Below are 23,845 nucleotides of genomic sequence, written 5' to 3' on the forward strand. Positions count from 1 at the left end.
GGATAAACCCTAGGATCGAATCCGGCTAGCGCTTTTTGCGGCGTGCAGCGCTGGAGGGTGCGCCGCACGACTCGCGCACGATCATCCGCATGGGATGTTTCGAGCGGCGGATGCCGGACGGCGCAGTGCCGTCGATCAGTTGCAACATCATGTCCGCTGCTTCGCGGCCGACATCACGCGGGTTTTGCGTCACCACGGTCAACGCCGGCGACGCGATGCCCGAATACTCGTGCTCGCCGATCGATATCACCGACAGGTCGGCCGGAATCGACAGCCCGGCTTCCCGCACGACTTCGAGCACGATGGCCACGTCGTTCAGCGTGGCGATGATGGCGGAGGGCCGGTCGGGACCGCTGAGCAAGGCGCGGCAGACGTCCTTGTTAAAGGCGCTGGTACGCAGCACGAGCGCGGGGTCGAGCGCGATGCCGGCGGCCTCGCACGCGGCCTGATAGCCGCGCACCATCTCGCGGCCCACCCACGTGTTTTCATGACCGGCGACGAGCGCAATGGCGCGATGTCCGAGCGATGCGAGATAGCGCACGGCCTGGCGGCAGCCGTCGGCGTGATCGGTCAGGACCGAATTGAATTCGCCCTGTGCATCGCGCTCCCACAGCACGACCGGCATATTCAGCGTATGCAGGAAGTTGAAATAGGAAGGCGTCTCGTCGTCGGAAATCGCGCCGATGAATCCGTCGATACGGCGCTGCTTCAGGCTCGACAGAATGGCGCGCTCGCGTTCGAGATCGTAGTGGGAATTGGCGATCAGAATTTCGAAACCCCTCGCCCGCAGACGCTCTTCGGCGGCGCTGACCATCTGTGCGGCGGTGTGCTGCGTGATGTCCGAAATCAGACAGCCGATTGCGCTGGAACTGCCTTTGCGCATGCTGCGCGCCACCACGTTCGGCACGAAATTCAACTCGGCCACCGCGGCGCGCACCGCCTCCTGAATGGCTGGCGCCACATTCTCGCGGCCGTTCAGCACACGCGACACCGAGCCGACCGACACCTTCGCGAGACGCGCGACGTCCTGCACGGTGGGCGAACCCTGGGGGGATTTGCGGCTGCGCAACGCGGGCTGAACGGGTTTGCTGGCTTTCTCTTTGGGCATGACGGAAGGCGAAAAGGTCGTCGATCGACTCTTAATGAATCGATGCATCGAGCCGATTATAGTGCGTCCCGGCTCCGGCCAATGCCGGCGCGGCTTCGCGGCGGAAATGGGCAGCCCCACCTACAGACAGAAAACAGCCGCCAGGGTATGCGAAAAACAGATACACGTGAAACTGCGACGTGGATTCGGGCGATGCACCGCCTCTTTCGTCGCTCCGCCCACTCCTCGCTTTCAACTCCCGCATGCATGAATGAGGAACTGCTGAAACGCAACGGCCGGCGTATCCAGCGTTGCGCCTTTGCGCCACAACATGCCCGCGTCCATCTGCGGAATCGCGTTGAGAATCGGCCGCGCATCGATCCGCTTGCCTTCCAGCGACCACGGACGAAACACCATATCCGAAAGAATCGTCACGCCAAAGCCATGCGCCACCAGACCGCGCAGCGCTTCCATTGAACTGGTGCGAAACGCGATGTTGGGTTCGACATTGTTCTGCTTCCAGTACCGCAGCGTCGATTGCTCGCCTTCGTCCACGGTAATCAGGATGTACGGATAACTTGCGATATCCGCGAGCGAAGGCGCGTTCAGTTGCGTGAGCGGATGGGTCGGAGAAGTCCACAACTGCCGGCGCGAACGGATCAGCACGTGGTGCCGGAATTGCCTGATATTTTCGACGTTGGACAGCAGGACGATACCGAGATCGACGACTCCATCGAGCACGGCCTGTTCGATCGACTCGCGGTCGAGGTCATGCAGATCGATTTCGATGTCCGGATACGTCGCGCGAAAACGCCCCATCAACTCGGGCAAAAAGTACCCCAGCACCGTATACGACGCAGCAATGCGCACGGTTCCCTTCAGATCGTGCGAGCGGAACGGCGCCTTGTAGACCGCGTCGCGCACCGAATCGAGTATGTGCCGCGCGTGGTTCAGGAAATCGTGCCCGTCCGGCGTCAACGTAACGCCCTGAGGCAGGCGCTCGAAGAGCCGCGTACCCAGGGTTTCCTCCAATGCGAGCACCGCATTGGTGATCGCCGACTGCGACACGTGCTCAGCCGTCGCCGCCATCGAAAACTGCCCGCTCTGGGCTGCCGCCACGAAGTAACGCATCTGCCGCAGGGTAACGTCTTTTGACATGTGTTTTTCGAATAGCAGGATTCGGTATTCGTGATTTTACGTTGGAAATTCCGCTTCCTATACTCCGCCCCAATAAAGCCGCCGGAGACTTCACCATGAACGCCCCGCTAACGCCCCCGCTAACGCCCCCGCTACGTGACGCGCTTGCCGACGTATCGCTCGACGATAAATACACACTCGAAAAGGGCCGCGTCTATATGAGCGGCACTCAGGCGCTGGTGCGGTTGCCAATGTTGCAAAAAGCGCGCGACCGCCGCGCCGGCCTGAACACCGCGGGCTATGTGTCCGGCTATCGCGGCTCGCCGCTCGGCGCGCTCGATCAGGGTCTGTGGAAAGCGAAGAAGCATCTAAAGGAACACGACGTCGTGTTTCAGCCGGGGCTGAACGAAGATCTCGCGGCGACCGCCGTGTGGGGCACGCAGCAACTCAATCTCTGGCCGGGCGCCAAGGTCGACGGCGTATTCGGCATGTGGTACGGCAAGGGGCCGGGTGTCGATCGCACCGGCGACGTCTTCAAGCACGCGAATTCGGCCGGCACCGATCCGAACGGCGGCGTGCTCGTGCTGGCGGGTGACGACCATGCGGCGAAGTCGTCGTCGGTCGCGCATCAGTCGGAGCATATGTTCGTGGCCAGCGGCATTCCGGTGCTGTATCCGGCAAGCGTGCAGGAGTATCTCGACTACGGTCTGCACGGCTGGGCCATGAGCCGCTACGCGGGTCTGTGGGTCGCGATGAAATGCGTTACGGACGTAGTCGAATCGAGCGCGTCGATCGACATCGACCCGGACCGTTTGCAGATCGTCCTGCCGGACGACTTCGAGATGCCCGAAGGCGGCCTCAATATCCGCTGGCCCGACCCGCCGCTCACGCAGGAAGCGCGTCTGCTCAACTACAAGTGGTATGCGGCGCTCGCCTACATTCGCGCGAACAGGCTGAACCGCGTGGTGATCGACAGCCCCAACCCACGCCTTGGCATCATGACCGCCGGCAAAGCGTATCTCGACGTACGGCAAGCGCTCGCCGATCTTTCGCTCGACGACGAAACCTGCGCGCGTATCGGCATACGCGTGCTGAAGGTAGGCTGCGTATGGCCGCTCGATGCGCAGAACGCACGCGATTTCGCCACTGGCCTCGACGAGATTCTGGTGGTCGAAGAAAAACGCCAGATTCTCGAATACGCGCTCAAAGAGGAACTTTATAACTGGCGCGACGACGTGCGCCCGAAAGTATTCGGCAAGTTCGACCAGCGCGACGACGAAGGCGGCGAATGGTCCGTGCCGCGCGGACAGACGCTCTTGCCCGCGCACTACGAGCTGTCGCCGGCCATGATCGCGAAAGCGATCGCCCGGCGCCTCGCCAAAGCCGATCTGCCAGCCGATCTGCGCGCGCGGATCGAGGCGCGCATTGCCGTGATCGAGGCCAAGGAACGTGAGGCGGCCACGCCGCGTTCCGTGACGGAGCGGCAACCGTGGTTCTGTTCGGGCTGCCCGCACAACACGTCGACCCGCGTGCCGGAAGGCTCGCGCGCACTGGCCGGCATTGGCTGCCACTACATGTCGATGTGGATGGATCGCAAGACGGAGACCTTCAGCCAGATGGGCGGCGAAGGTGTCGCGTGGACCGGCCAGATGCATTTCACGAACGAGCGGCACGTATTCGTCAATCTGGGCGACGGCACCTATTTCCATTCCGGCCTGCTCGCGATTCGCGCGTCCATTGCTGCGAGTGCGAACGTCACCTATAAAGTGCTCTACAACGACGCGGTGGCGATGACCGGCGGCCAACCGGTGGACGGCGTGCTCACGGTCCCGCAGATCGCGTTTCAGGTCGTGGCCGAAGGCGCGAAGCAAGTGCTGATCGTCACCGACGAGCCTGAGAAATACGACGCGAACGTGCGCCTCCCGGAAGGCGTCAAGGTGTATCACCGCGACGAACTCGACCGGTTGCAGCGCGAGCTGCGCGAGGTGGCGGGTACGTCGATTCTGATCTATGACCAGACGTGTGCGACCGAAAAGCGCCGGCGTCGCAAACGCGGCACCTATCCCGATCCGGCGAAGCGCGCCTTTATCAACGACGCAGTGTGCGAAGGCTGTGGCGATTGCTCGGTGCAATCGAACTGCCTGTCGGTCGAGCCGCTGCAAACGGCGCTCGGCACCAAGCGCAAGATCAACCAGTCGTCTTGCAATAAAGATTTTTCGTGCGTGAAAGGCTTTTGCCCGAGCTTCGTCACAGCGGAAGGCGCGCAGGTGAAGAAGCCCGCCAAGCATGCATCCGCCGCCGCGTTGCCCGATTTCACGGCACTGCCCCGGCCCGCGATTGCGTCACTGTCGAAGCCGTATGGCGTGCTGGTGACAGGTGTCGGCGGAACCGGCGTCGTGACGATCGGCGGCTTGCTCGGCATGGCGGCTCACCTCGAAAACAAGGGCGTCACCGTGCTCGATATGGCTGGGCTCGCGCAGAAAGGCGGCGCCGTGCTCAGTCATGTGCAGATCGCCGCGACACCCGAACAATTGCACGCCACGCGGATCGCGGCCGGTGAAGCACGCCTGATACTGGGCTGCGACGCGATCGTCTCCGCTTCCGCTGAAGTGCTGGCACGCACGCAACGCAGCGTGACGAAAGCAGCGATCAACAGCGGCGCCACGCCGACCGCGCAATTCGTGCGGGATCCGCACTGGCGCTTTCCGGCCGATCAGACGCAACTGGATCTGCGCGCGAGCATCGGCGAAGACTGCGACTTTATCGACGCCAATCGTCTCGCGCTCGCACTGTTAGGCGACACGCTCTATGCCAATCCTCTGTTGCTCGGCTTTGCATGGCAACGCGGCTGGCTGCCGCTTAGTTACGAAAGTCTCGATCGCGCGATCGAACTGAATGGCGTGGCCGTCGAAAAAAATCGTCTGGCGTTTGCATGGGGACGCTATGTCGCACAGCACGGTGAAGCAGGAGTGGACGCTTTCGCGCCATCGAGCGGCGCGCAGCAGGCCATTGTCGTGCAGATGCCGGAATCGCTGGACCGGCTGATCGAGCGTCACGTCGAGCAGCTGAGTCGCTATCAGAACCCGCGCTATGCGGCGCGCTATGTTGAAGCCGTCCAACGTCTGCGCGCGAAGGAAACGGCTGTCATGGGTGGGGCGAAACCGCGCCTCACACCGGTCGTCGCGCGCAACCTGGCGAAACTGATGACCTATAAGGACGAGTATGAAGTCGCCCGTCTCTATGCAGATCCGGCTTACATGGACAAGTTGCGCGCACAGTTCGAAGGCGAACCGGGTCGCGATTACAAGCTCGCGTTCCATCTCGCGCCGCCATTGCTCGCCAAACGCGATGAACACGGCCACCTGAAGAAACAACGATTCGGGCAATGGACGCTCACCATGTTCCGCGTACTCGAAAAATTCAGATTCCTGCGCGGCACGGCGTTCGACGTCTTCGGCAAGACGGAGGAACGGCGCAATGAACGTGAGTTGATCGAGCAGTACTTCACGCTGATCGACGAATTCTGCGTAACGCTCGACACCGCCCGATTCGATGCAGCGATGAAGCTCGCCAATCTGCCCGACGAGATTCGCGGTTTCGGTCACGTCAAGGAGCGCAACGTGCTCGCCGCGGCGAGTAAGCGCGAACGCTGGCTTGCCGAATACCGGAGCGATGCGGCCAACATGTCACCCGTTTCATCTTCCTCACTTTTCGAAAAAGCGATATGAACACGAACATGCACGACCGTGACGGCGTAATCTGGCTCGATGGCGAACTGGTGCAGTGGCGCGACGCGCAACTTCACTTTCTGACTCATTCGCTCCACTACGGCATGGCGGTATTCGAAGGCGTCAGAGCGTACGAAGCCGCTGCGGGACCGGCGATCTTCCGGCTCGACGACCATACGAAACGACTCTTCAATTCCGCGAAGATCTTCGAAATGGCCGTGCCCTTCAGCTTCGAAACGATTCGCGAGGCTCAGTTGGAAGTAGTGCGCCGCAATCGGCTGACGTCGTGCTATCTGCGCCCGCTTGTCTGGCTCGGCAGCGAACAGATGGGCCTCGGTGCGCGCGGCAATACGGTTCATGTGGGCATCGCCGCATGGCCTTGGGGCAGCTATCTCGGCGAGGAGGGCCTCACGCGCGGCATTCGTGTCAAGACTTCGTCGCTGTCGCGCCACCACGTGAATGTGTCGCTGGTGCGCGCCAAGGCGAGCGGCTATTACATCAATTCGATCCTGGCCAATCGCGAAGTCACCCGCAATGGTTACGACGAAGCGCTGCTGCTCGATACGGAAGGCTATGTGTCCGAGGGAGCGGGCGAAAACGTCTTCATTGTGCGCAATGGCGTGTTGTATACGCCGGACCTTGCCTCGTGCCTCGACGGCATCACGCGTGCGTCGGTCATGGAAATCGCACGGGACCAGGGCCTTCAGGTCGTCGAAAAACGCATTACCCGCGACGAAATGTACTGCGCCGACGAAGCCTTCTTCACGGGCACGGCAGCGGAGGTCACGCCCATTCGTGAACTCGACGATCGCGTGATCGGCAACGGCGAGCGCGGACCGATCACCGCGTCGCTGCAGGAAACGTTCTTCGCCGCGGTGGCCGGCAAGTCGGAGCGCTACGCGCACTGGCTCACGCACGTGGCCCGCTAAACTCGATATTTGCACGGGCCGGGCGCCGCCGCGCCGCCCCCGGCCTACCTACGACACCGGACCATCATGCCCGACTCTTCGTCATCAGAACGCCTTCCCGCCGACGCAATGCCCGTGCTGCGCGTCGTGCCGCAACCGTCGAGCGCCAATGTACACGGCGATGTGTTCGGCGGCTGGATCATGTCACACGTCGATATCGCCGGATCGATTCCCGCCAGCCGGCGCGCGAACGGACGCGTCGTCACCATCGCCGTCAATTCGTTCACGTTCAGGCAGCCCGTTTTTATCGGCGACCTGCTGAGCTTCTACGCGAATATCGTCCGCGAGGGACGTACGTCGATCACCGTCAACGTGGAAGTGTTCGCGCAGCGCATGGGCATGGCCGCGGACGTCGTCAAGGTGACGGAGGCCACGCTGACCTTTGTCGCTACCGACTCGGCGCGAAAGCCACGCCCCTTGCCGCCCATTGAAGCGGTTTGACGCTGTTTGACGCCGTTTCCGCACCTTCTGCCACCCCGACCCTATCCGTGGCCTCGCCGAATCCCATCGGCTAACTGTAGAGGGGCCGCTCCTCACGAACCCCAGCTCGCCGACAACATTGAATTGTCACGCCCGACGCGTTTGGCATCGTGCCAACGTGACTGAAATCAAGGCAGCAGGTCACATCTAAAAACGACCAATCACCTGTGCCTTGCGCGGCGAACCGCCGACCGGGTGTCTCTTGACCCAGATCAAGAGCGACGCCCAGGGCGCCGCTAAAGTCACATTCACGACACTTGTTGCGCCGCACAATCATGGAGCATAAAACGCTCCGTCCGCCCGCGATGTCGTCGTGCCAGCAATTGCTGCTGTCACCGACACAAGTCGCCCCGGCGCGGCTCTTCCGTCATAGCTATCCCGCTGTCGTCAGTTCGTTCGGCCATGTCGCCGTGCGCACAGGGCAATCAAAAGGAATTCAGATGGACACTCGCTCCAGGTTGGCTCCCGCAGGCAATCACACACTGCCCGACAGATCCGCCGCCTCCGCTTCAGCCGCGCCCTTCCGGGAACTGGATCACGCCAAAGAGGCGATGATCGCGCGATTGACGGCGGGCCTGTCGCCGGCCGCGTTGGGCGCGGCATTCTCCGACTGGCTTATCCATCTCGCGGCGGCACCCGGCAAGCAACTGGAACTCGCGTCGCTTTGGGTATTGAACACACGGCGTCTCGCCGACTATTGCGCCCATGTCTCTTCCGGCGCATACGCTCCCTTGCCGGCGGAGCCGTCGCCGAAAGACGACCGCTTTCGTGCCGACGTGTGGCAGACCGAACCCTACCGGCTGTGGCAACAGACATTCCTGCTCGCCGAGCAGTGGTGGAATGCCGCAACGCGCGAAGTGCCCGGTACCACGCGTCACCATGAAGACGTCGTGTCGTTCGTCGCGCGACAGTTGCTCGATATGCTGGCGCCTACCAACTTTCCGCTCACCAACCCGGAGGTATTCCAGCGCGCTATGTCGACAGCGGGCCTGAGCCTGGTTCAAGGTGCGGGCAACGCACTCGAAGACGCCACACGCCAGGCGAGCGGCATGCCGCCTGCCGGACTGGAGCAGTTCAAGGTGGGCGTCAATCTGGCCGTCACGCCGGGCAAGGTCGTGTTTCGCAATCACCTGATCGAACTGATTCAGTACAGCCCCACGACTGACGAGGTGATCGCCGAACCTGTGCTGATCGTCCCCGCCTGGATCATGAAGTACTACATCCTGGACCTGTCGCCGCAAAACTCGCTGATCCGTTATCTGGTCGGACAGGGACACACCGTATTCTGCATTTCGTGGCGCAACGTCGACGCCGACGACCGCGACCTCAGTCTCGAGGATTACCGGCAACTCGGTGTCATGGCCGCGCTCGACACCGTCTCGAAGATCGTCCCGGATCACAAGATCCACGCAACCGGCTATTGCCTCGGCGGCACGCTGCTGTCGATTGCTGCGGCAGCAATGGCCGGCTCGGGCGATCATCGGCTGGCATCGGTCACGCTGTTCGCGGCGCAAACGGATTTCACCGAGCCGGGCGAGTTGCAGCTCTTCATCGACGACAGCGAAGTCTATTTCCTCGAAAGCATGATGTGGTCGCAAGGCTATCTCGATGCCAGGCAAATGGCCGGTGCGTTCCAGCTCCTGCAATCGAACGACCTGATCTGGTCGCGCATCGTGCATGACTACCTGCTGGGCGAGCGCGCCCCGATGATCGATCTGATGGCCTGGAACGCGGACGCCACCCGCATGCCGTACCGGATGCACTCGGAATATCTGCGTCAACTTTTCCTCGACAACGACCTCGCCTCCGGCCGATATCAGGTCGACGCGCGCCCGATCTCGATTCGCAACATCCGGGCGCCGATGTTCGTGGTGGGCACCGAACGCGATCACATCGCGCCGTGGCGATCGGTCTACAAGATTCACGATCTTGCCGACACGGCAATCACCTTCGTGCTGACGAGCGGCGGTCATAACGCCGGGATTGTCAGCGAACCGGGCCACCCGCACCGGCAATTCAGAATCAAGGAGACCGCCGCCGACGATCTGCTCGTGAGCCCCGACGAATGGACGGCCGCCGCCGCCCAACAGGAAGGCTCGTGGTGGCCCGTCTGGTCCGACTGGCTCAAGGCCCGATCGAGTCCCGAGCGGGTCGCGCCGCCGGCCATCGGCACCGAGCCGGGCGCGCACGCGCTTGCGGATGCGCCAGGCACCTACGTTTTCCAGAACTGAGGGGGCACTCGTGAACGATCTTCAGTTGCATAACCGGACCTTCGACGAACTGGCGATTGGTGAATCCGCCTCGCTCGAGCGGACAGCGGGGCAGCTCGACATCGATCTGTTCGCCGCCGTGTCGGGCGACGTCAATCCCGCGCACACCGACGCGACCTTCGCGTCGAGCGACATGTTCGGCCATATCGTCGTGCACGGCATGTGGACCGGCGCGCTGATCTCCGCGCTGCTCGGCACGCGGCTGCCGGGCCCTGGCACCATCTATCTGGATCAGGACCTGCAGTTTCGCCATCCGGTCACGCCGGGCGACACGATCACCGCCACGGTGACGGTGAAGGAAAAGCGCCCCGACAAGCGGATCGTGCTGCTCGACACGCGCTGCACGAACCAGAAGGGCGACGTTGTCCTGCTCGGCACGGCCACGGTGATTGCGCCGTCTACCCCGATTGTCTGGCATCCCTCCCCGCAGCCTGAAGTGTCCGTGCGCCGCCACGACCGTTACGAGGCGTTCATTCGTGAAGCGCGCACCCACACCGCACTGCGCACGGCCGTCGTGCACCCGTGTTCACCGGACGTCATTCAGGCAGTCCTTGAGGCGCGTGACGCAGGCTTGCTCGATCCCCTACTCATCGGACCCGAAGCGAAGATCCGCGCCGCCGCCGAGGCCGCCAACGTGAGTCTCGACGGCATCACGATCGAAGCGGTCGCGCATAGTCACGCCGCCGCCGCTCGAGCCGTCGAGTTGGGCGCAGCCGGCAAGGTTGCCGCATTGATGAAAGGCAGCCTGCATACCGATGAACTGCTCTCGGCGGTCGTCGCCGCCGGGTCGGGTCTGCGGACCGGCCGACGGATCAGCCATGTCTATGCCATGGACATCCCCGCTTACTCCAAGCCGCTGATCGTTACCGACGCGGCGGTCAATATCTCGCCGACCCTCGCGCAAAAGCGCGATATCTGTCAGAACGCGATCGACCTGCTGCATGTTCTGGGCGTCGAGCAGCCGCGGGTCGCCGTGCTCGCCGCGGTTGAAACCGTTAATCCGGCAATGCCGACCACGCTCGACGCGGCGGCGCTTACCGTGATGGCCGCACGCGGCCAGATAACCGGTGCGCTTGTCGACGGACCGCTCGCCTTTGACAACGCGATCAGCCTTGCCGCGGCGGAAACGAAAGGGGTTCACTCGCCGGTGGCCGGTCAGGCGGACATCCTGCTGGTTCCGGATCTCGAGGCGGGCAATATGCTGGCGAAGCAGCTAGTCTATTTCGCCGGAGCCGACGCCGCAGGGCTCATTGTCGGTGCGCGACTGCCGATCATCCTGACGAGCCGCGCCGATAGCCTGCGGGTACGCCTCGCATCGGTCGCGCTGGCGAGGCTCGTCGCCGAAAGCAGCCTTGGCGATCTGCTCGAATCATGAACGCCCCACTGCTCCTCACATTCAATCCTGGCTCTTCAACGGTCAAGATCGGGTTGTTCCGCGTGGTCGCCGGTGAAGCCGTGAGAATCGGCCAGGGCATGATCGACTTCCGGCACCAACCGTTGCAGTTGCATCTCGTGAACGACGGCAAGACGACGGACATCGCACTGCAATCCGCCGTCACCGACGATCTGCACGACGTGCTCGACGAAACGCTCGGCTGGTTCGCCACGCACTTTTCGCTCGACGATCTCGTTTCAGTCGGTCATCGCGTCGTGCATGGCGGCGATCGCTTCGCCGGTCCCGTCGCCATTACAGACGAAACGCTGGAGGCCATTACCGCGCTGGTCCCGCTTGCGCCGTTGCATCAGCCGCAGAGCGTCCGGTTGATCAAAGCGATTCGGCACCTGCGGCCTCATCTGCTGCAGGCCGCGTCGTTCGACACGGCGTTTCACCGCACGCAGACGGCTCTCGTCCAACGTTTCGCGATTCCACGCGGACTCTTCGACAAAGGCATCAAGCGCTACGGCTTTCACGGTCTGTCATATCAATTCATTCGCGGCCAGCTCGAACTTCAGTTCCCGCCACTCGCACGCGGCAAGGTCATCGCCGCGCACCTGGGCAGCGGCGCGAGCCTGTGCGCGTTCGAGGCCGGCGCAAGTCGCGATTCGAGCATGGGTTTCTCGACACTCGACGGCATTCCCATGGCCACGCGATGCGGTGCGCTCGACGCCGGCGTCGTGCTTCACCTGCTCGAACAGCAGGGTCTCAGCGTCAGCGAGGTCGAGCATATGCTGTATGAGCAGTCCGGCCTGCTCGGTGTTTCCGGCATCAGTGCGGACAGCCGCGAGCTGCAGGCAAGCCACCGCCCGGAAGCCCGCGAAGCGCTCGATCTGTTCGCTTTTCGTATTGCGGGCGAGGTCGCGCGGCTTGCCGCCACACTCGGCGGCCTGGAGAGTCTGGTCTTCACAGCCGGGATCGGCGAGCATCAACCCGAAGTGCGACTTGCCGTATGCGAGCGCCTCGCGTGGCTGGGCGTCGAACTCGATCGCGATGCGAACGACAGCAATGCGCGTGTGATCAGCAGCGCCCGCAGCCAGATCACGGTCCTCGTGCTGCCGACAGATGAAGAGCAGATCATCGCCAACGAGGCTATTGCGGTACTGCATCGCGAGGCAATGAAATCATGAATTCCATCATCGATCTTTCCTGCAAGCGGGGGCTGGTTGTCGGCATCGCGAACGAGCACAGCATCGCCACCGGCTGCGCGAAGCTGTTTCGAGCAGCCGGTGCGGAACTGGCGGTCACTTATCTGAACGACAAGGCCGAACCGTTCGTCCGCCCGGTTGCCGAGGCGCTTCATTCTTCTCTCGTCATGCCATGCGACGTACGCATTGCGGGCCAATTGGAAGCCGTCTTCGAACGGATCACGAAAGAGTGGGGACGGCTCGACTTCGTGCTCCATTCAATCGCCTTCGCCCCCGCCGACGACCTGCACGCGAGCCTCGTCGACTGTTCGGCGGAGGGTTTCGCACTCGCGATGGACGTGTCGTGCCATTCGTTTATCCGCATGACGAGGCTCGCGCTCCCATTAATGCCCGATGGCGGCAGCCTGATGACCGTAAGCTTTTTAGGCGCCGAACGCGCGGTCGATCATTACAACGTGATGGGGCCTGTCAAGGCCGCGCTCGAATCGAGCGTGCGCTATCTTGCTGTCGAACTGGCGGAGCGTCGTGTCCACGTCCATGCCATTTCAGCCGGCGCGGTCAAAACGCGCGCCGCGTCCGGCATCGACCATTTCGACGCGTTGCTCGACGACGTCCGCACGCATACGCCCGCGCAGCATCTCGTCACGATCGACGAGATCGGCCGGATTGCAGCCGTGCTCGCGAGCGAGGCGGGCATGACGCTGACTGGATCCACTATTTACGCCGACGCGGGCTTTCATGTCACCGCGTGAGCCGATCGAGCCCGTAAACGGTGCTCATCCAGATCATGGGCCTCACACGGCTCTCACTACATACAAGCTTTCCAAAAGGAGCATGCGATGACAAGAACGGCACTGATTACCGGCGGAGTAAGTGGAATCGGCGCGGCAACCGCGCGACAGTTGAAGAGCGCCGGCTATTCGGTGATTGCCAACTACTTCGGAAACGATGCCGAAGCCGATGCGTTTTATAAGGAAACGGGCATTCCCGTGTTCGGCTGGAACGTGGCCGACTTTGATGACACTCAGCAAGCGATTGCCAAGGTCGTCGCGCAATCGGGGCCGATCGACGTGCTCGTGAACAATGCCGGCATCACCCGTGACAGCACGCTGCACAAAATGACGCTGGAGCAATGGCGTAGTGTGATCGACGTGGATCTGGGCGGTTGTTTCAACACATGCCGGGCCGTCATAGAAAGCATGCGTGAGCGCCGCTTTGGACGGATCGTGAATATCAGTTCTGTTAATGCGCTTTCCGGGCAATTCGGCCAGACGAACTATGCCGCCGCCAAAGCAGGGCTTATCGGTTTCACCAAGTCGCTCGCGCTCGAAGGCGCATCGCGCGGCATCACCGCTAACGTGATTGCCCCAGGCTATACCGATACGGGCATGGTGCATGGTGTGCCGGATGACATTCTCAAAGCGATTGTCAGCGGCGTGCCCGCGGGACGACTGGCAACGTCGGATGAAATCGCGCGCGGCGTCCTCTTCCTTGTTGCCGATGACGCTGCTTTCATCAACGGCGCCACGCTGTCGATCAACGGTGGCAAATATATGGCGTGAGAGTTGCGATGCTGTCGCATTGGCAGGACAACTGCCGCTGCGGACGCATCGCCGGATCTCCTTCTCCGCGATGCGCCCGCTTCGTTGCAAACGGTATGGCTATCCGATCGTCAATTCGTCGTTGACTGCGTGCACGCCGGGTGCCGCCCACGCCGCTCCGCGCGCGATCGATCGCTCCGCATAGGAGCCGACCTTTCCGGTCAGCGTGACCGTGCCGTCACTCACGCTGACGCCGATGCGATTCGCTTCGCGCTCGACATGCCGAACGAGCGCTTTGCGGATACTGTCTGCAATATCGTCACCCGCCGGATTCTCGTGCACAGCGATGAGATTCGAAACCCCCGTCACACCACGCATAGGGTTGATCATGCGCGTGGCGAGATGACGCTGATAGGCCCGCTCGAGCTTGCCTCGCAATGTTACCCATCCATTGTCGACCTGAACCTGCACGTGGACATCCGATACGCCCACGGTCCACTTCAGGATCGACCGGACAGCGTTCGCAATGTCCTCGTCCGTTCTTTCATCTCCGTGCGGCAGGCGGATATCCATTCTGACCGTCACCGCTTTCACGCCCGCCACGCGTTTTGCCGCCTTCTCGGCGGCCAGCTTTTCCGCATAGCTCGTGGGATGGCCGGACAGCGTGACAACCCGGTCTTTCACCTCGACGTCGATGTCAGCTAGCGACACCGCAGGATCCCACGCCAACTCGTCTGCAACTTCTGCCTCCAACTGCTTGTCCGTTTTCATTGCGCTCTCCTGTCAGTTCCATGTGCTCATCTGCCACTTGCAATTCATGATGCCGCTCGCAATGGTTCGCCGCCTTCGAAGGGTGGGATAGCAGGCTCCTCACGCCACGTTTGAATGGACATACGGCCCGCGTCCTGGAGATCCAGCCGCGCGCATTACCATGACACTTCTCTAGCGCCGTTGAGCATGCCGGTAGCGGGCATGCATGGCGCGAAACCCCAACGTCAACGCAAGCGCTGCACCTACCGCCATCAGCGACAAAAGGGATACGTAGCCGATCAACTGCGTGAATTCGTCCGTGCGATCCTGCCCGATCGATGTGATGTACGCGCGCGTGTTATCCGTCGCGTCGGTCGACGTCGTTCGATACAGGAAGAAAGATCGGCAGATATCGTCGTCCGGCTGCCTTGCCGGCAACAGTGAACCGGCCGCAACGCTGCGCACCCCGGCACACTCGGGCGCCGCCATGCCGGCCATGACCGCCGTGTCCAGCGGATGGTCATAGACAGAACCCGTCCACGTTACGGCGACCGCGAGCAGTGCACTCAAGGCGACGAACTGAAACGACCGGATCCACCGTCGATGCCGGGTGCGTTCAGGTTCAAGCGCGTAGTTCATCGGACCCTCCGGCGCTTCGTCGCGAAGCGCTACTCAACTTAGGGTAGCTTTCGAAGCCGCTGCTCCAGTTGAGGTACATCAATCCCTGACTAGAGCGCGTCGGCGTCCGGATGAGCGTTCTGCGGCCTATCGTTGAATCAACGAGCCGCAGTGAGCACCTATGCACACTTGAACCCGTTTTTTTGCGAGCGCATCATGTCACTTCAGAACACCAGCTGCCCACAATGGCTCACTTTCGACTGCTACGGTACATTGATTCAATGGGGTAAAGGCCTGCGGGCCGCCGTCGGCGAAATGCTCCGGCGCAAGCACGGCAGCCACGTCGACCCGGCAAGACTAACGGGGCGTTCATTGCTGCCCGACTACACGCGGGACGCAACGCTCGCGACACTCGATCAGGTCCCGACACTGCTCACTACACCCGGTTGGTAAATTTCAGGGGCAACGATCATGGCGCATACACTCTTATCCACCGGCTCCGCGGCGGCGTCACGCAACGTGCGACTCGATGCAGACGCGGTGATGCAGGCCCGTATCGAACTGGCCGCCTGTTTTCAGCTCGCCGCGCGGCATGGCCTGGAGGAAGGGATTTGCAATCACTTCTCGGCCGTTGTCCCGGGCCACGACGATCTGTTTTTCGTGAATCCGTATGGCTACGCGTTCGCCGAAATCACCGCGTCGCGACTTCTGGTTTGCGATTTCGACGGACATGTTGTCGACGGTGAGGGCAAGCCTGAAGCGACTGCGTTCTATATTCATGCGCGGGTACACCGGTTGATGCCACGCGTGAAGGCTGCGTTTCACACGCATATGCCGAATGCCACTGCGCTGTGTCTGCTGGAGGGTCCGCCGCTGCTATGGCTTGGGCAAACGGCTTTGAAGTTTTACGGCCGCACGGCCGTCGATGAGCAGTACAACGGCCTGGCACTGGACGACTCGGAAGGCGACCGGATCGCCGCCGCGATGGGCGAGGCCGACATCCTGTTCCTCAAGAATCACGGTGTGATGGTGGCGGGGGCGAGCATCGCGGAAGCATGGGACGACCTGTACTACCTGGAGCGCGCCGCAGAGGTGCAGCTCAAAGCGATGGGCTCCAATCAGGCACTCAAGCCCGTGCCGCATGATGTCGCGCAGCGCGCTTACGAGCAAATGCGTCTTGGCGACAAAGAAAGCGCTCGCGCGCACCTCGACAGCGGTATGCGGGAACTACGCAGGTACGGAATTGCGTTCGACAAGTAAGTCCTGCTCCACGAAACAGCAGCAGGTTGATCCGCCGCTCCGCAGTAGAATAAATGTCTCTCGTGCGCGTCGAATACAGAGCGCTATGAAAACCCGTACACGGTTCGCCACGGCGATACTGGCTGTGGCCGTCGTCATCGCGTTGCTCGTCGTCCCACTGCCTCGGCAGGTTGGGTTCGACACGCATATCGTGACGGTTGCGTCCATTCAGTGCCCTCCCAACGTCGTGTTCGACTTCGTCACGACCCCGGCTCACTGGCCGGACTGGCATCCGTCATCGCTCGCGGTCAGCGGCTCGGCCGACCATTCGCTCAATCCGGGCGAGCAGGTGACGGAGGACTTCCGTGTAGCGGGCAGGCGCGGCCGCGTCGTATGGACAGTCATTGCGCGGGAGCCTCCGGGCAAGTGGACGATAGAAGGGAAGATCGACGGCAAACCGGCAGGCACTGTCACCTATTCGCTGACATCGAGCGGAAGCGGAACCCGCTTCCAACGTGAATTCACGTATCGCGCGCCTTCGTTGTGGTTTGCGATTCTTAACTGGCTCGTGCTGCGCGCGCGGATTCAACTGGAGTCCGACACGGCGGTTTCGCAGCTAAAGCGCCTTCTGGAAGCAGCGCAGCATTAGCCGACTCGCTCGGCGGGTGTGGCGGCTTGCGGTTTCGCGGCCAGCGTCGATCGGCGGATACGCTAGGCAAGCAGTGTTTTAACCAGCGCGTTTGTCGAGGGCGCGTCGAACTTCTTCAACAACTTCCCACGAAAGACCTCCACGGTGCGAGGACTGATTCCCAACGCGATTCCGATCTCCTTCGCGGTCTGGTTCTGGATCAGCAGTGCCGCCACATCGCGCTCGCGCCTGGTCATTGAATTCTTGGCGTCCGCAATCAGCTTGTTGGCGGAACTTGCACCGCCCGACAGGCTCGTTGCGACACCCATCTCCGAGAAGAACCACAGCGCCTCGCGATACGGGTCGTCCCGGTGTTCACTGACACCCGTCACGTTGACCCAGAAAAGTTCGCCGTCGACACGCTGCATGGCGCGCGGCTCCGCGATGCGGCCGAACTTCTTCAGCGCCGGAATCACGCGTGCCCCGAACCGTTCGAACGCTACCTGATTGGGGTAAAGCATTCGGACTGACTGCCCTATCAGGGTCTCGCTCGTGGCGCGAAACATATCCATGAATTGCAGGTTGCAAGCGAATATCACACGTTGACGCGTGACCATTAGCGCGACCGGTACGTGCCTGAAAACCTGTTCATAGTCGATCGGACCAGACGCGGGCGCGGCAGCCGGCATGCCTTTCATACGACCTCCCACGGTAAGGGTGACTCCGTACGTAACCGATACGTATTGTTGTACGTATCTTGCACTCCTAGACTTCTACGTGCAATGACAATTAACCCGTTGAATTGGAGGAAAAAATGGACGACTACAAAAATCGCTCGTACGGAGCGGTCGAGATTGGTATGAAGGGTAAGGTCGGGATCGTCGTGGTGGACTATCAACTGGCTTTTACCGAGTCGAAATACCCGCTTGGTGGCGCGCCGCTCGTCATGCGCGGACTGGAAAATACGGCGCGTCTTCTGAAGGTGGCTCGCGCGCACGACGTGCCCATCGCGACATGTTTCACTGCTTACAAGACCGAGCGTGATATGCCGCACTGGAAAATCGCCGCTGTCCGCGATCAATTCAGGCTTGACCATCCGAGTTCCGAATTGGACCCGCGCATCTACGATAAGGAATACGACGTAGTGGTTTGCAAGTTCGGACCGTCGATTTTCTTCCAGACGCCGGTGGTGCCGTATTTCATCAGGGAAGGCGTTGAGACAGTCATCATCACGGGCTGCAATACGAGCGGATGTATTCGCGCATCCACGATCGACAGCTTCCAATGGGGCTTCCGCACCATCGTTCCGGAAGACTGTGTGGGCGATATCGAGGAGGGCCCGCACCGCGACAATCTGCGCGACGTCGGCCGACGATATGCGGACGTGTCGAGCGCCGACGAAGTGATTGCGTATATCAAACAGTCGACGAGATAACGCACGGCAAACAATGGCCGGTATCGGCTTGTGCAAGGACGGCACGCTTATCCGAGGCGTCCGTCCGTCAGCACACCGGACTGGCGAACTACTCGACTCAGCGCGTTCAACTCGACGGTCGCCTCTGCGGACCTGAAAGAACCCGTACGTCCCGCTCCGCTCCTTATCCGCATAGTGTCCAGCTCGGATGGTCGGCGCGCGCTCAATTTCCCATGGAGTTTCCCATGATTCACGCACGCACTCTCGACGGCACTCTCGTACCGGATGAAGTCGAGCACAGCATGAGAAGAATTGCCGTCGCGAGTGTCATTGGCACGACCGTCGAATGGTACGACCTGTTCGTCTTCGCGACTGCTTCGGCCCTCGTCTTCAACAAGGTGTTTTTCCCGGGTTTTGTGCCGTTGATCGGCACCTTGCTTGCGTTCGGCACGTTTGCCTCGGCGTATCTGGCGCGTATTGTCGGCGCGGCGCTGTTTGGCCATTTCGGCGACCGGTTGGGACGCAAGTCGATGCTGCTCGTGTCACTGGTGATCATGGGCATGGCCACGTTTTGCATCGGGCTCCTGCCCTCCTACGCGTCGATCGGCATCTGGGCGCCGCTTCTGCTGCTCACGCTGCGCATCGTGCAAGGCCTCGCGCTCGGCGGCGAATGGGGCGGCGCGGTGTTGATGGCAGTCGAACATGCGCCCGAAAACAAGCGCGGGCTTTACGGTTCGTGGGTACAAATCGGCGTGCCGGCAGGTACGTTGATCGCCAACCTCGTGTTTCTGCTGAGCAGTTCACTGCTGCCCAACGCCGCGCTGCTTGAATGGGGATGGCGTCTGCCTTTTCTCGTCAGCGTATTGCTGGTCGCAGTCGGCCTTTACGTTCGCTTGAACACGTCGGAAACGCCGTCGTTTCGTAAGATCAGAGACACTGACGCCCAGCTCAAGGTGCCGTTGGCCGAGTTGCTGGGCAAACACTGGAAACAGGTGCTGCTGGGTGGCATCGCCACCATGTCGACCGGCACGTCGTTCAACCTGATCGTTGCGTTTGGACTGACCTATGGCACGCAAACACTTGGCTTTTCACGCAATGCGATGCTATCCATTGCGCTCATCGCCTGCGCGCTTTGCATTATGCTGTTGCCCGCGTTTGGACGGCTTTCCGATGTGATTGGGCGCAAGCCAGTGATCGTCGGTGGAATCGTCGCCGAGGCATTGCTCGCATTTCCGCTCTTCTGGCTGCTCGACACGCGCGAGTTTTCCTTCGCGTTGCTCGGATATCTGCTAATGATGACCGCTTTCGCGGCCAACTATGGGCCGATCGCCACGTTTCTCGCGGAACTGTTCGGCGCTCAGATCCGGTATTCCGGCCTGTCAGTGAGCTACATGCTGTCCGGACTGTTGGGCAGCGCCGCGACGCCGATCGTTACGACAGCACTGCTGTCGGCAACCGGGAAAGGCTCGTCGGTTGCCTGGTTCATGGTCGGGTCGGCGGTCATTTCGGCTGCCGCACTGCTGCTGATTGCGGAAACGCGGAGAAGGGATGCACGTACGGCCACCTCGCTCAGCTTCTGATCCACGGTGCCGGCGCGTTTCTCACAGCCAGCGCGCCCTACATGCCCCAACGCAACGACGGCGTATGGACCGGGCTATCCCAGTGGCGCGTCATTTCGTCGTCCAGCACACACAATGTGATCGACGCGCCCGCCATCTCCAGCGAAGTCGTCAGCGCACCCACGTGGGCCCGGCCGATTTTCAGGTCGCGTTGCTGGAGCCATGCTCGTGTTGAATTGAATAGCAGGTAAAGTTCGCCAAGCGGTGTTCCACCCAGGCCGTTGACGAGTACCAGCAATTCAGCTCCGGCTTGGGGCTTGAGGTCATCGACGATCGCTTTGAGCAGCTCTCCCGCAATCGCATCGGCCCCCGCGAACCGCGCCCGGCGCCGGCCCGGCTCGCCATGAATGCCGACGCCGACTTCGATCTCGTCGTCGCCGATCTTGAACGTCAGGGTGCCGGCCGCCGGCACGGTGCAACTGGTGAAAGCGACGCCCATCGACGCCGTGCGCTTGTTGATCCGGTCGCCAAATGCCTTGCACTGTTCGAGGTCTGCGCCGCTTTCCGCCATACTGCCAACCAGCTTCTCCACTATCACCGCACCCGCGACCCCGCGCCGCCCAGTGGTATAACTGGAGTTCTCTACGGCCACATCGTCGTTGATCAGCACCATCGCGTTCGGAACCTCCGTCATCTCGGACGCCATTTCGAAATTCATCAGATCACCGGAATAATTTTTCACGATGAACAGTACGCCGGCCCCGGTATCGACGGCGGCGGCAGCAGCCATCATCTGGTCCGGTGTGGGTGACGTGAAGATCTGGCCCGGACAGGCGGCGTCGAGCATCCCGTAGCCGACAAAGCCCGAATGCAGTGGTTCATGCCCCGAGCCGCCTCCCGATATCAGCGCCACTTTGCCAGGCTTCAGTGTCTTGCGCCTCACGAACACAGGTTCGTTGTTGAGCACGACCAGGTCGCTATGCGCGGCGGCAAATCCCGCCAGGCTTTCGGCAAGGAAATCGTCCACGTGGTTGATGAATTTTTTCATGGTCTGGCCTCCATTCACGGTTGATTTCGCGCGAGGTGCGCGCACACCGCCGCAATCATGATCTGACTGGAACGCGCGCCGGGATCGATATGACCACGCGAGCGTTCGCCCAGAAACGATGCGCGCCCTTTGGTCGCGAGCATGTCGCGGGTGGCAAGCATGTTCTCTTCAGCCACCCGTGGCAACGTATCGAGCACCGTCTGCCGCATAGTGGGCGCCCCGGTTGCGGCCAGTTCGCTAAAACGCGCGGCGACCGGAATCAGCACGTCCATCATCGTCTTACTGCCGACTCCCGTCTTGCCCCGCTGCCCGACCGCCTCGACGCCGGCCGAATAGATACGCGCAAAACCCGCAACGTCCAGGGGATTGTTCGCGGCGGCTTTAGACATCCCGCTCAGCAAGGAAAAGAACAGCGGCCCGGATGATCCGCCGACCGTCGACAGCACCTTGCTCGCCGCCCGTTCCAGCGCGACCCCGAAGGTTTCCGCTTCGATGTCCGCGCGCATTGCAAGCAATGCCTCCATGCCGCGCAGCAGGTTGAAGATGTGATCGCCATCGCCGATCTGCTGGTCGAGTAAGGCTATTTCGTCCGAGTGTTCTTTCAGCGCTGCGTATGCGGCGTCGATACACTCCATGACCGTTTTGCCGTTCATGTCGGGATCCTCCTGCCGTCTGCACGGAAATATAAGAGGCTGCGAGCGGGCAACGACACCCGCACCGACTGCCCGGGGCTGAAGTTGCGTTCGGCCATGGTGGTCGCCGCTACCGAAGTTCCAGCGCGATCCAGAATCAGCAGATGACGCAACGGTGAGTATTCGAGCACCTTCAGGTCCAATGCGACGCGTGCCTGATTTGTGCCGGGTGCATCACGTGCGTCGCCATCGTGCAGCACCACGTCTTCAGGACGAATCGCCACGGTCGCGGTGCCGGCCGGTACGCCTGCTGAATCGAACAGCGTGGGCGGCAGCAGGTTGATCGGCGGCGAGCCGAGCCGCTGCGCCGCGCTCAATGAGGCCGGATTACCGTAGACGTCGCGCGGCGTGCCGAGTTGTACCAGTCGGCCGTGTTCAAGAATGCCGATGCGGTCGGCTAGCGTGGTGGCTTCCACCTGGTCATGCGTGACGTAGAGAATGGTCGCGCCAATCGTACGATGGAGCCGCTTCAGCTCGATGCGCAATTCCTCGCGCAGTTTTGCATCGAGCGATGACAGCGGTTCGTCCATCAGAAACACTTTCGGCTCGCGCACGAGCGCCCGCCCGATCGCAACGCGCTGCATCTCGCCGCCCGACAAATGCGTCGCCATGTTGTCGAGCTTCGCTTCCATATGCAGCATCTTAGCAACCGCCTGCACGCGCGCGCGGACCTGTTCCTCGCTGCTGCGACGACGTGGCGAACGCAACGGAAACGCCAGATTGCCGAACACGGTCAGATGCGGATACAACGAGTATTGCTGAAAGATAAACGCGACATCGCGATCGGATGGATGTACGCCGGTGGCGACCGCGCCGTCGATCAGCACGTCGCCGGTATCGGGACGTTCCAGTCCCGCGATCAGGCGCAGCGTTGTGGTTTTGCCCGCGCCGCTCGGTCCGAGCAGCACGACGAATTCGCCGTCTTTCACGTCGATCGACAGGTCGTCCACCGCAACGATGTCGCCGAAGCGCTTCGATACATTGCGTAGCTGGATTTCAGCCATGGCCCTCTCCGCTGGCAGAAAGCGTGGCAGCAGCGCCCGGCAGCAGGCGCTCAGTAGCGGCGTCATACAGCAGCGTGCGTTCTTTCCGAAATGACAGACCGATGGTCGTGCCCGCGGCAACACCATCGTCTTTGCTTGCCCGCACACGCACGACGCCCAACGCAGTTTCAACCACCAATATCTGGTGCGAACCGAGATACTCGTCGGCGATCACCTGACCGCGCAGCGGACCGCGCTCGTCGATCATGATGTGCTCCGGTCTGATTCCCAGCAACACGCGCGCGGCCGCTGCATCGCAACGTGGTACGGAGACCGCTGCGCCATGCAGACTCACCTGCTCCTGTCCCGCGATAACCGCTCCGTCGACCGGCAAGAAATTCATGGGTGGACTGCCGATGAAGTTGCCGACGAACACAGTGGCGGGAAAATGATAGATCTCGTGAGGCGAGCCCGCCTGCAACACCTCACCCTGATTCATCACCACAATATCGTCCGCCATAGCCATCGCCTCACTCTGATCGTGTGTGACATACACCGTGGTGGCGGTGAGCGCGTTGTGCAGTTTGCGCAACTCCAGGCACATCAGTTCACGAAAGTCCGCGTCGAGCGTGCCGAGCGGTTCGTCCATCAGGAATGCTTTCGGTTGCCGCACGATCGCGCGGCCGAGCGCCACGCGTTGCCGGTCGCCACCGGACAAGCCGCCCGTCTTGCGATCGAGAATGCTCTCGATGCGCAGCATATGCGCCGCTGCATCGACGCGGGCGGCAATCTCGCTGCGCGACACGTGTTCGTTCTTTAGCGGAAACGCGATGTTGTTGCGCACTGTCATATGCGGATACAACGCGAACATCTGGAACACGAAGGCAATATCGCGTTGACGCGCGCGCAACGCGGTCACGTCCTCACCATCGATCAGGATCTGCCCGGAAGTCGGCAACTCCAGACCCGCAATCATCCGCAGCGTGGTGGTCTTGCCGCAGCCTGATGGTCCGAGCAGCACGACGAAGCGTCCCGCGCCGATGATCAGGCTGGTGTCGCGCACCGCGACAAAATCGTCGAAGCGCTTGTGGAGATGAGCGAGAACGATCGTGGACATGAT

The 23,845-nt window shown here is 61.7% G+C and carries 21 protein-coding genes and 1 pseudogene; 13 read left to right on the forward strand and 9 right to left on the reverse strand.

Annotation, left to right across the window (positions count from 1 at the left end; translation table 11 throughout):
• Positions 1–25 precede the first annotated feature (25 nt).
• Both P0D71_RS14960 and P0D71_RS14965 read right to left on the reverse strand, forming a co-directional pair.
• Positions 26–1,108, reverse strand: coding sequence for a LacI family DNA-binding transcriptional regulator (locus P0D71_RS14960; RefSeq protein WP_408480759.1), 1,083 nt, complete (start codon positions 1,106–1,108; stop codon positions 26–28).
• A gap of 231 nt (positions 1,109–1,339) precedes the next feature.
• Positions 1,340–2,245: a LysR family transcriptional regulator gene (locus P0D71_RS14965; RefSeq protein WP_408187188.1), complete on the reverse strand. Its 906-nt coding sequence runs from the start codon at positions 2,243–2,245 to the stop codon at positions 1,340–1,342.
• A gap of 95 nt (positions 2,246–2,340) precedes the next feature.
• Here P0D71_RS14965 and P0D71_RS14970 point away from each other — a divergent pair, with 95 nt between their 5' ends.
• From P0D71_RS14970 to phbB, 8 genes are all read left to right on the forward strand, one after another.
• Entirely contained in the window at positions 2,341–5,952 is a 3,612-nt protein-coding gene (locus tag P0D71_RS14970; protein ID WP_408480918.1) for an indolepyruvate ferredoxin oxidoreductase family protein, read from the forward strand.
• A complete protein-coding gene (locus P0D71_RS14975) occupies positions 5,949–6,881 on the forward strand; it encodes a branched-chain amino acid transaminase (protein WP_408350443.1) in 933 nt (310 codons plus the stop codon). The genes P0D71_RS14970 and P0D71_RS14975 overlap by 4 nt, the downstream gene beginning before the upstream one ends.
• Before the next feature lie 66 nt (positions 6,882–6,947).
• Positions 6,948–7,361, forward strand: coding sequence for an acyl-CoA thioesterase (locus P0D71_RS14980; RefSeq protein ID WP_408295142.1), 414 nt, complete (start codon positions 6,948–6,950; stop codon positions 7,359–7,361).
• A gap of 479 nt (positions 7,362–7,840) precedes the next feature.
• Positions 7,841–9,631: a PHA/PHB synthase family protein gene (locus P0D71_RS14985; RefSeq protein ID WP_408295139.1), complete on the forward strand. Its 1,791-nt coding sequence runs from the start codon at positions 7,841–7,843 to the stop codon at positions 9,629–9,631.
• Entirely contained in the window at positions 9,600–11,045 is a 1,446-nt protein-coding gene (locus P0D71_RS14990; RefSeq protein WP_408480762.1) for a bifunctional enoyl-CoA hydratase/phosphate acetyltransferase, read from the forward strand. Before P0D71_RS14985 ends, P0D71_RS14990 begins: the two co-directional genes overlap by 32 nt.
• Positions 11,042–12,235, forward strand: a complete 1,194-nt coding sequence (locus tag P0D71_RS14995; protein ID WP_408480763.1) for an acetate/propionate family kinase — start codon at positions 11,042–11,044, stop codon at positions 12,233–12,235. Before P0D71_RS14990 ends, P0D71_RS14995 begins: the two co-directional genes overlap by 4 nt.
• 8 nt (positions 12,236–12,243) lie before the next feature.
• Positions 12,244–13,005 (forward strand): enoyl-ACP reductase FabI, encoded by a 762-nt coding sequence (gene fabI / locus P0D71_RS15000; RefSeq protein WP_408480919.1) that lies wholly within the window; start codon positions 12,244–12,246, stop codon positions 13,003–13,005.
• 87 nt (positions 13,006–13,092) lie between these two features.
• Positions 13,093–13,815 carry an acetoacetyl-CoA reductase gene (gene phbB / locus P0D71_RS15005; protein ID WP_408295130.1) on the forward strand — a complete coding sequence of 241 codons (723 nt, stop codon included), beginning with the start codon at positions 13,093–13,095 and terminating at the stop codon, positions 13,813–13,815.
• Between the two features lie 99 nt (positions 13,816–13,914).
• Here phbB and P0D71_RS15010 read toward each other — a convergent pair whose 3' ends face one another.
• Both P0D71_RS15010 and P0D71_RS15015 read right to left on the reverse strand, forming a co-directional pair.
• Positions 13,915–14,565, reverse strand: a complete 651-nt coding sequence (locus P0D71_RS15010; RefSeq protein ID WP_091805926.1) for a BON domain-containing protein — start codon at positions 14,563–14,565, stop codon at positions 13,915–13,917.
• A 171-nt stretch (positions 14,566–14,736) separates the two neighbouring features.
• Positions 14,737–15,183, reverse strand: a complete 447-nt coding sequence (locus P0D71_RS15015) for a hypothetical protein (RefSeq protein ID WP_408295124.1) — start codon at positions 15,181–15,183, stop codon at positions 14,737–14,739.
• Between the two features lie 195 nt (positions 15,184–15,378).
• Here P0D71_RS15015 and P0D71_RS15020 point away from each other — a divergent pair.
• The 3 genes and pseudogenes from P0D71_RS15020 to P0D71_RS15030 form a co-directional block, all read left to right on the forward strand.
• Positions 15,379–15,522, forward strand: a pseudogene (locus tag P0D71_RS15020) (haloacid dehalogenase type II); the annotation flags it as partial.
• A gap of 111 nt (positions 15,523–15,633) precedes the next feature.
• Positions 15,634–16,422: an aldolase gene (locus tag P0D71_RS15025; RefSeq protein WP_408480764.1), complete on the forward strand. Its 789-nt coding sequence runs from the start codon at positions 15,634–15,636 to the stop codon at positions 16,420–16,422.
• A gap of 85 nt (positions 16,423–16,507) precedes the next feature.
• The gene (locus P0D71_RS15030; protein WP_408480766.1) at positions 16,508–17,050 is read left to right on the forward strand and encodes an SRPBCC family protein; all 543 of its coding nucleotides are present in this window, start codon (positions 16,508–16,510) and stop codon (positions 17,048–17,050) included.
• A 62-nt stretch (positions 17,051–17,112) separates the two neighbouring features.
• Here the strand turns inward: P0D71_RS15030 and P0D71_RS15035 are convergent, their stop codons facing one another.
• Positions 17,113–17,727 (reverse strand): LuxR C-terminal-related transcriptional regulator, encoded by a 615-nt coding sequence (locus P0D71_RS15035; RefSeq protein ID WP_408295115.1) that lies wholly within the window; start codon positions 17,725–17,727, stop codon positions 17,113–17,115.
• A gap of 116 nt (positions 17,728–17,843) precedes the next feature.
• Here P0D71_RS15035 and P0D71_RS15040 point away from each other — a divergent pair, with 116 nt between their 5' ends.
• A complete protein-coding gene (locus tag P0D71_RS15040) occupies positions 17,844–18,464 on the forward strand; it encodes an isochorismatase family protein (RefSeq protein WP_091805904.1) in 621 nt (206 codons plus the stop codon).
• A gap of 224 nt (positions 18,465–18,688) precedes the next feature.
• On the forward strand, positions 18,689–20,023 hold the full coding sequence (locus P0D71_RS15045) for an MFS transporter (RefSeq protein ID WP_408480769.1): 1,335 nt from the start codon (positions 18,689–18,691) through the stop codon (positions 20,021–20,023).
• Positions 20,024–20,060: 37 nt separating this feature from the next.
• Here P0D71_RS15045 and dhaK read toward each other — a convergent pair whose 3' ends face one another.
• Genes dhaK through P0D71_RS15065 form a run of 4 tightly spaced genes read right to left on the reverse strand, consistent with a single transcriptional unit; the run spans position 20,061 to position 23,842 of the window.
• Complete coding sequence (dhaK, locus tag P0D71_RS15050) at positions 20,061–21,050, reverse strand: dihydroxyacetone kinase subunit DhaK (RefSeq protein WP_408480771.1); 990 nt, start codon at positions 21,048–21,050, stop codon at positions 20,061–20,063.
• Between the two features lie 14 nt (positions 21,051–21,064).
• A complete protein-coding gene (gene dhaL, locus P0D71_RS15055; protein WP_091805895.1) occupies positions 21,065–21,703 on the reverse strand; it encodes a dihydroxyacetone kinase subunit DhaL in 639 nt (212 codons plus the stop codon).
• Positions 21,700–22,746: an ABC transporter ATP-binding protein gene (locus P0D71_RS15060; protein WP_408480773.1), complete on the reverse strand. Its 1,047-nt coding sequence runs from the start codon at positions 22,744–22,746 to the stop codon at positions 21,700–21,702. Before P0D71_RS15060 ends, dhaL begins: the two co-directional genes overlap by 4 nt.
• On the reverse strand, positions 22,739–23,842 hold the full coding sequence (locus P0D71_RS15065; protein WP_408480774.1) for an ABC transporter ATP-binding protein: 1,104 nt from the start codon (positions 23,840–23,842) through the stop codon (positions 22,739–22,741). Before P0D71_RS15065 ends, P0D71_RS15060 begins: the two co-directional genes overlap by 8 nt.
• Positions 23,843–23,845 lie beyond the last annotated feature (3 nt).

It is taken from the genome of Paraburkholderia sp. RL17-383-BIF-A, from assembly GCF_046028015.1.
Classification (GTDB): Bacteria; Pseudomonadota; Gammaproteobacteria; order Burkholderiales; family Burkholderiaceae; genus Paraburkholderia.

Excerpts from the sequence above, each read along its gene's own strand:
- P0D71_RS14960 (WP_408480759.1), bottom strand. The coding sequence starts at position 1,108 with ATGCCCAAAGAGAAAGCCAGCAAACCCGTTCAGCCCGCGTTGCGCAGC.
- P0D71_RS14965 (WP_408187188.1), bottom strand. The coding sequence starts at position 2,245 with ATGTCAAAAGACGTTACCCTGCGGCAGATGCGTTACTTCGTGGCGGCA.
- P0D71_RS14970 (WP_408480918.1), top strand. The coding sequence starts at position 2,341 with ATGAACGCCCCGCTAACGCCCCCGCTAACGCCCCCGCTACGTGACGCG.
- P0D71_RS14975 (WP_408350443.1), top strand. The coding sequence starts at position 5,949 with ATGAACACGAACATGCACGACCGTGACGGCGTAATCTGGCTCGATGGC.
- P0D71_RS14980 (WP_408295142.1), top strand. The coding sequence starts at position 6,948 with ATGCCCGACTCTTCGTCATCAGAACGCCTTCCCGCCGACGCAATGCCC.
- P0D71_RS14985 (WP_408295139.1), top strand. The coding sequence starts at position 7,841 with ATGGACACTCGCTCCAGGTTGGCTCCCGCAGGCAATCACACACTGCCC.
- P0D71_RS14990 (WP_408480762.1), top strand. The coding sequence starts at position 9,600 with ATGCGCCAGGCACCTACGTTTTCCAGAACTGAGGGGGCACTCGTGAAC.
- P0D71_RS14995 (WP_408480763.1), top strand. The coding sequence starts at position 11,042 with ATGAACGCCCCACTGCTCCTCACATTCAATCCTGGCTCTTCAACGGTC.
- phbB (WP_408295130.1), top strand. The coding sequence starts at position 13,093 with ATGACAAGAACGGCACTGATTACCGGCGGAGTAAGTGGAATCGGCGCG.
- P0D71_RS15010 (WP_091805926.1), bottom strand. The coding sequence starts at position 14,565 with ATGAAAACGGACAAGCAGTTGGAGGCAGAAGTTGCAGACGAGTTGGCG.
- P0D71_RS15015 (WP_408295124.1), bottom strand. The coding sequence starts at position 15,183 with ATGAACTACGCGCTTGAACCTGAACGCACCCGGCATCGACGGTGGATC.
- P0D71_RS15025 (WP_408480764.1), top strand. The coding sequence starts at position 15,634 with ATGGCGCATACACTCTTATCCACCGGCTCCGCGGCGGCGTCACGCAAC.
- P0D71_RS15030 (WP_408480766.1), top strand. The coding sequence starts at position 16,508 with ATGAAAACCCGTACACGGTTCGCCACGGCGATACTGGCTGTGGCCGTC.
- P0D71_RS15035 (WP_408295115.1), bottom strand. The coding sequence starts at position 17,727 with ATGAAAGGCATGCCGGCTGCCGCGCCCGCGTCTGGTCCGATCGACTAT.
- P0D71_RS15040 (WP_091805904.1), top strand. The coding sequence starts at position 17,844 with ATGGACGACTACAAAAATCGCTCGTACGGAGCGGTCGAGATTGGTATG.
- P0D71_RS15045 (WP_408480769.1), top strand. The coding sequence starts at position 18,689 with ATGATTCACGCACGCACTCTCGACGGCACTCTCGTACCGGATGAAGTC.
- dhaK (WP_408480771.1), bottom strand. The coding sequence starts at position 21,050 with ATGAAAAAATTCATCAACCACGTGGACGATTTCCTTGCCGAAAGCCTG.
- dhaL (WP_091805895.1), bottom strand. The coding sequence starts at position 21,703 with ATGAACGGCAAAACGGTCATGGAGTGTATCGACGCCGCATACGCAGCG.
- P0D71_RS15060 (WP_408480773.1), bottom strand. The coding sequence starts at position 22,746 with ATGGCTGAAATCCAGCTACGCAATGTATCGAAGCGCTTCGGCGACATC.
- P0D71_RS15065 (WP_408480774.1), bottom strand. The coding sequence starts at position 23,842 with ATGTCCACGATCGTTCTCGCTCATCTCCACAAGCGCTTCGACGATTTT.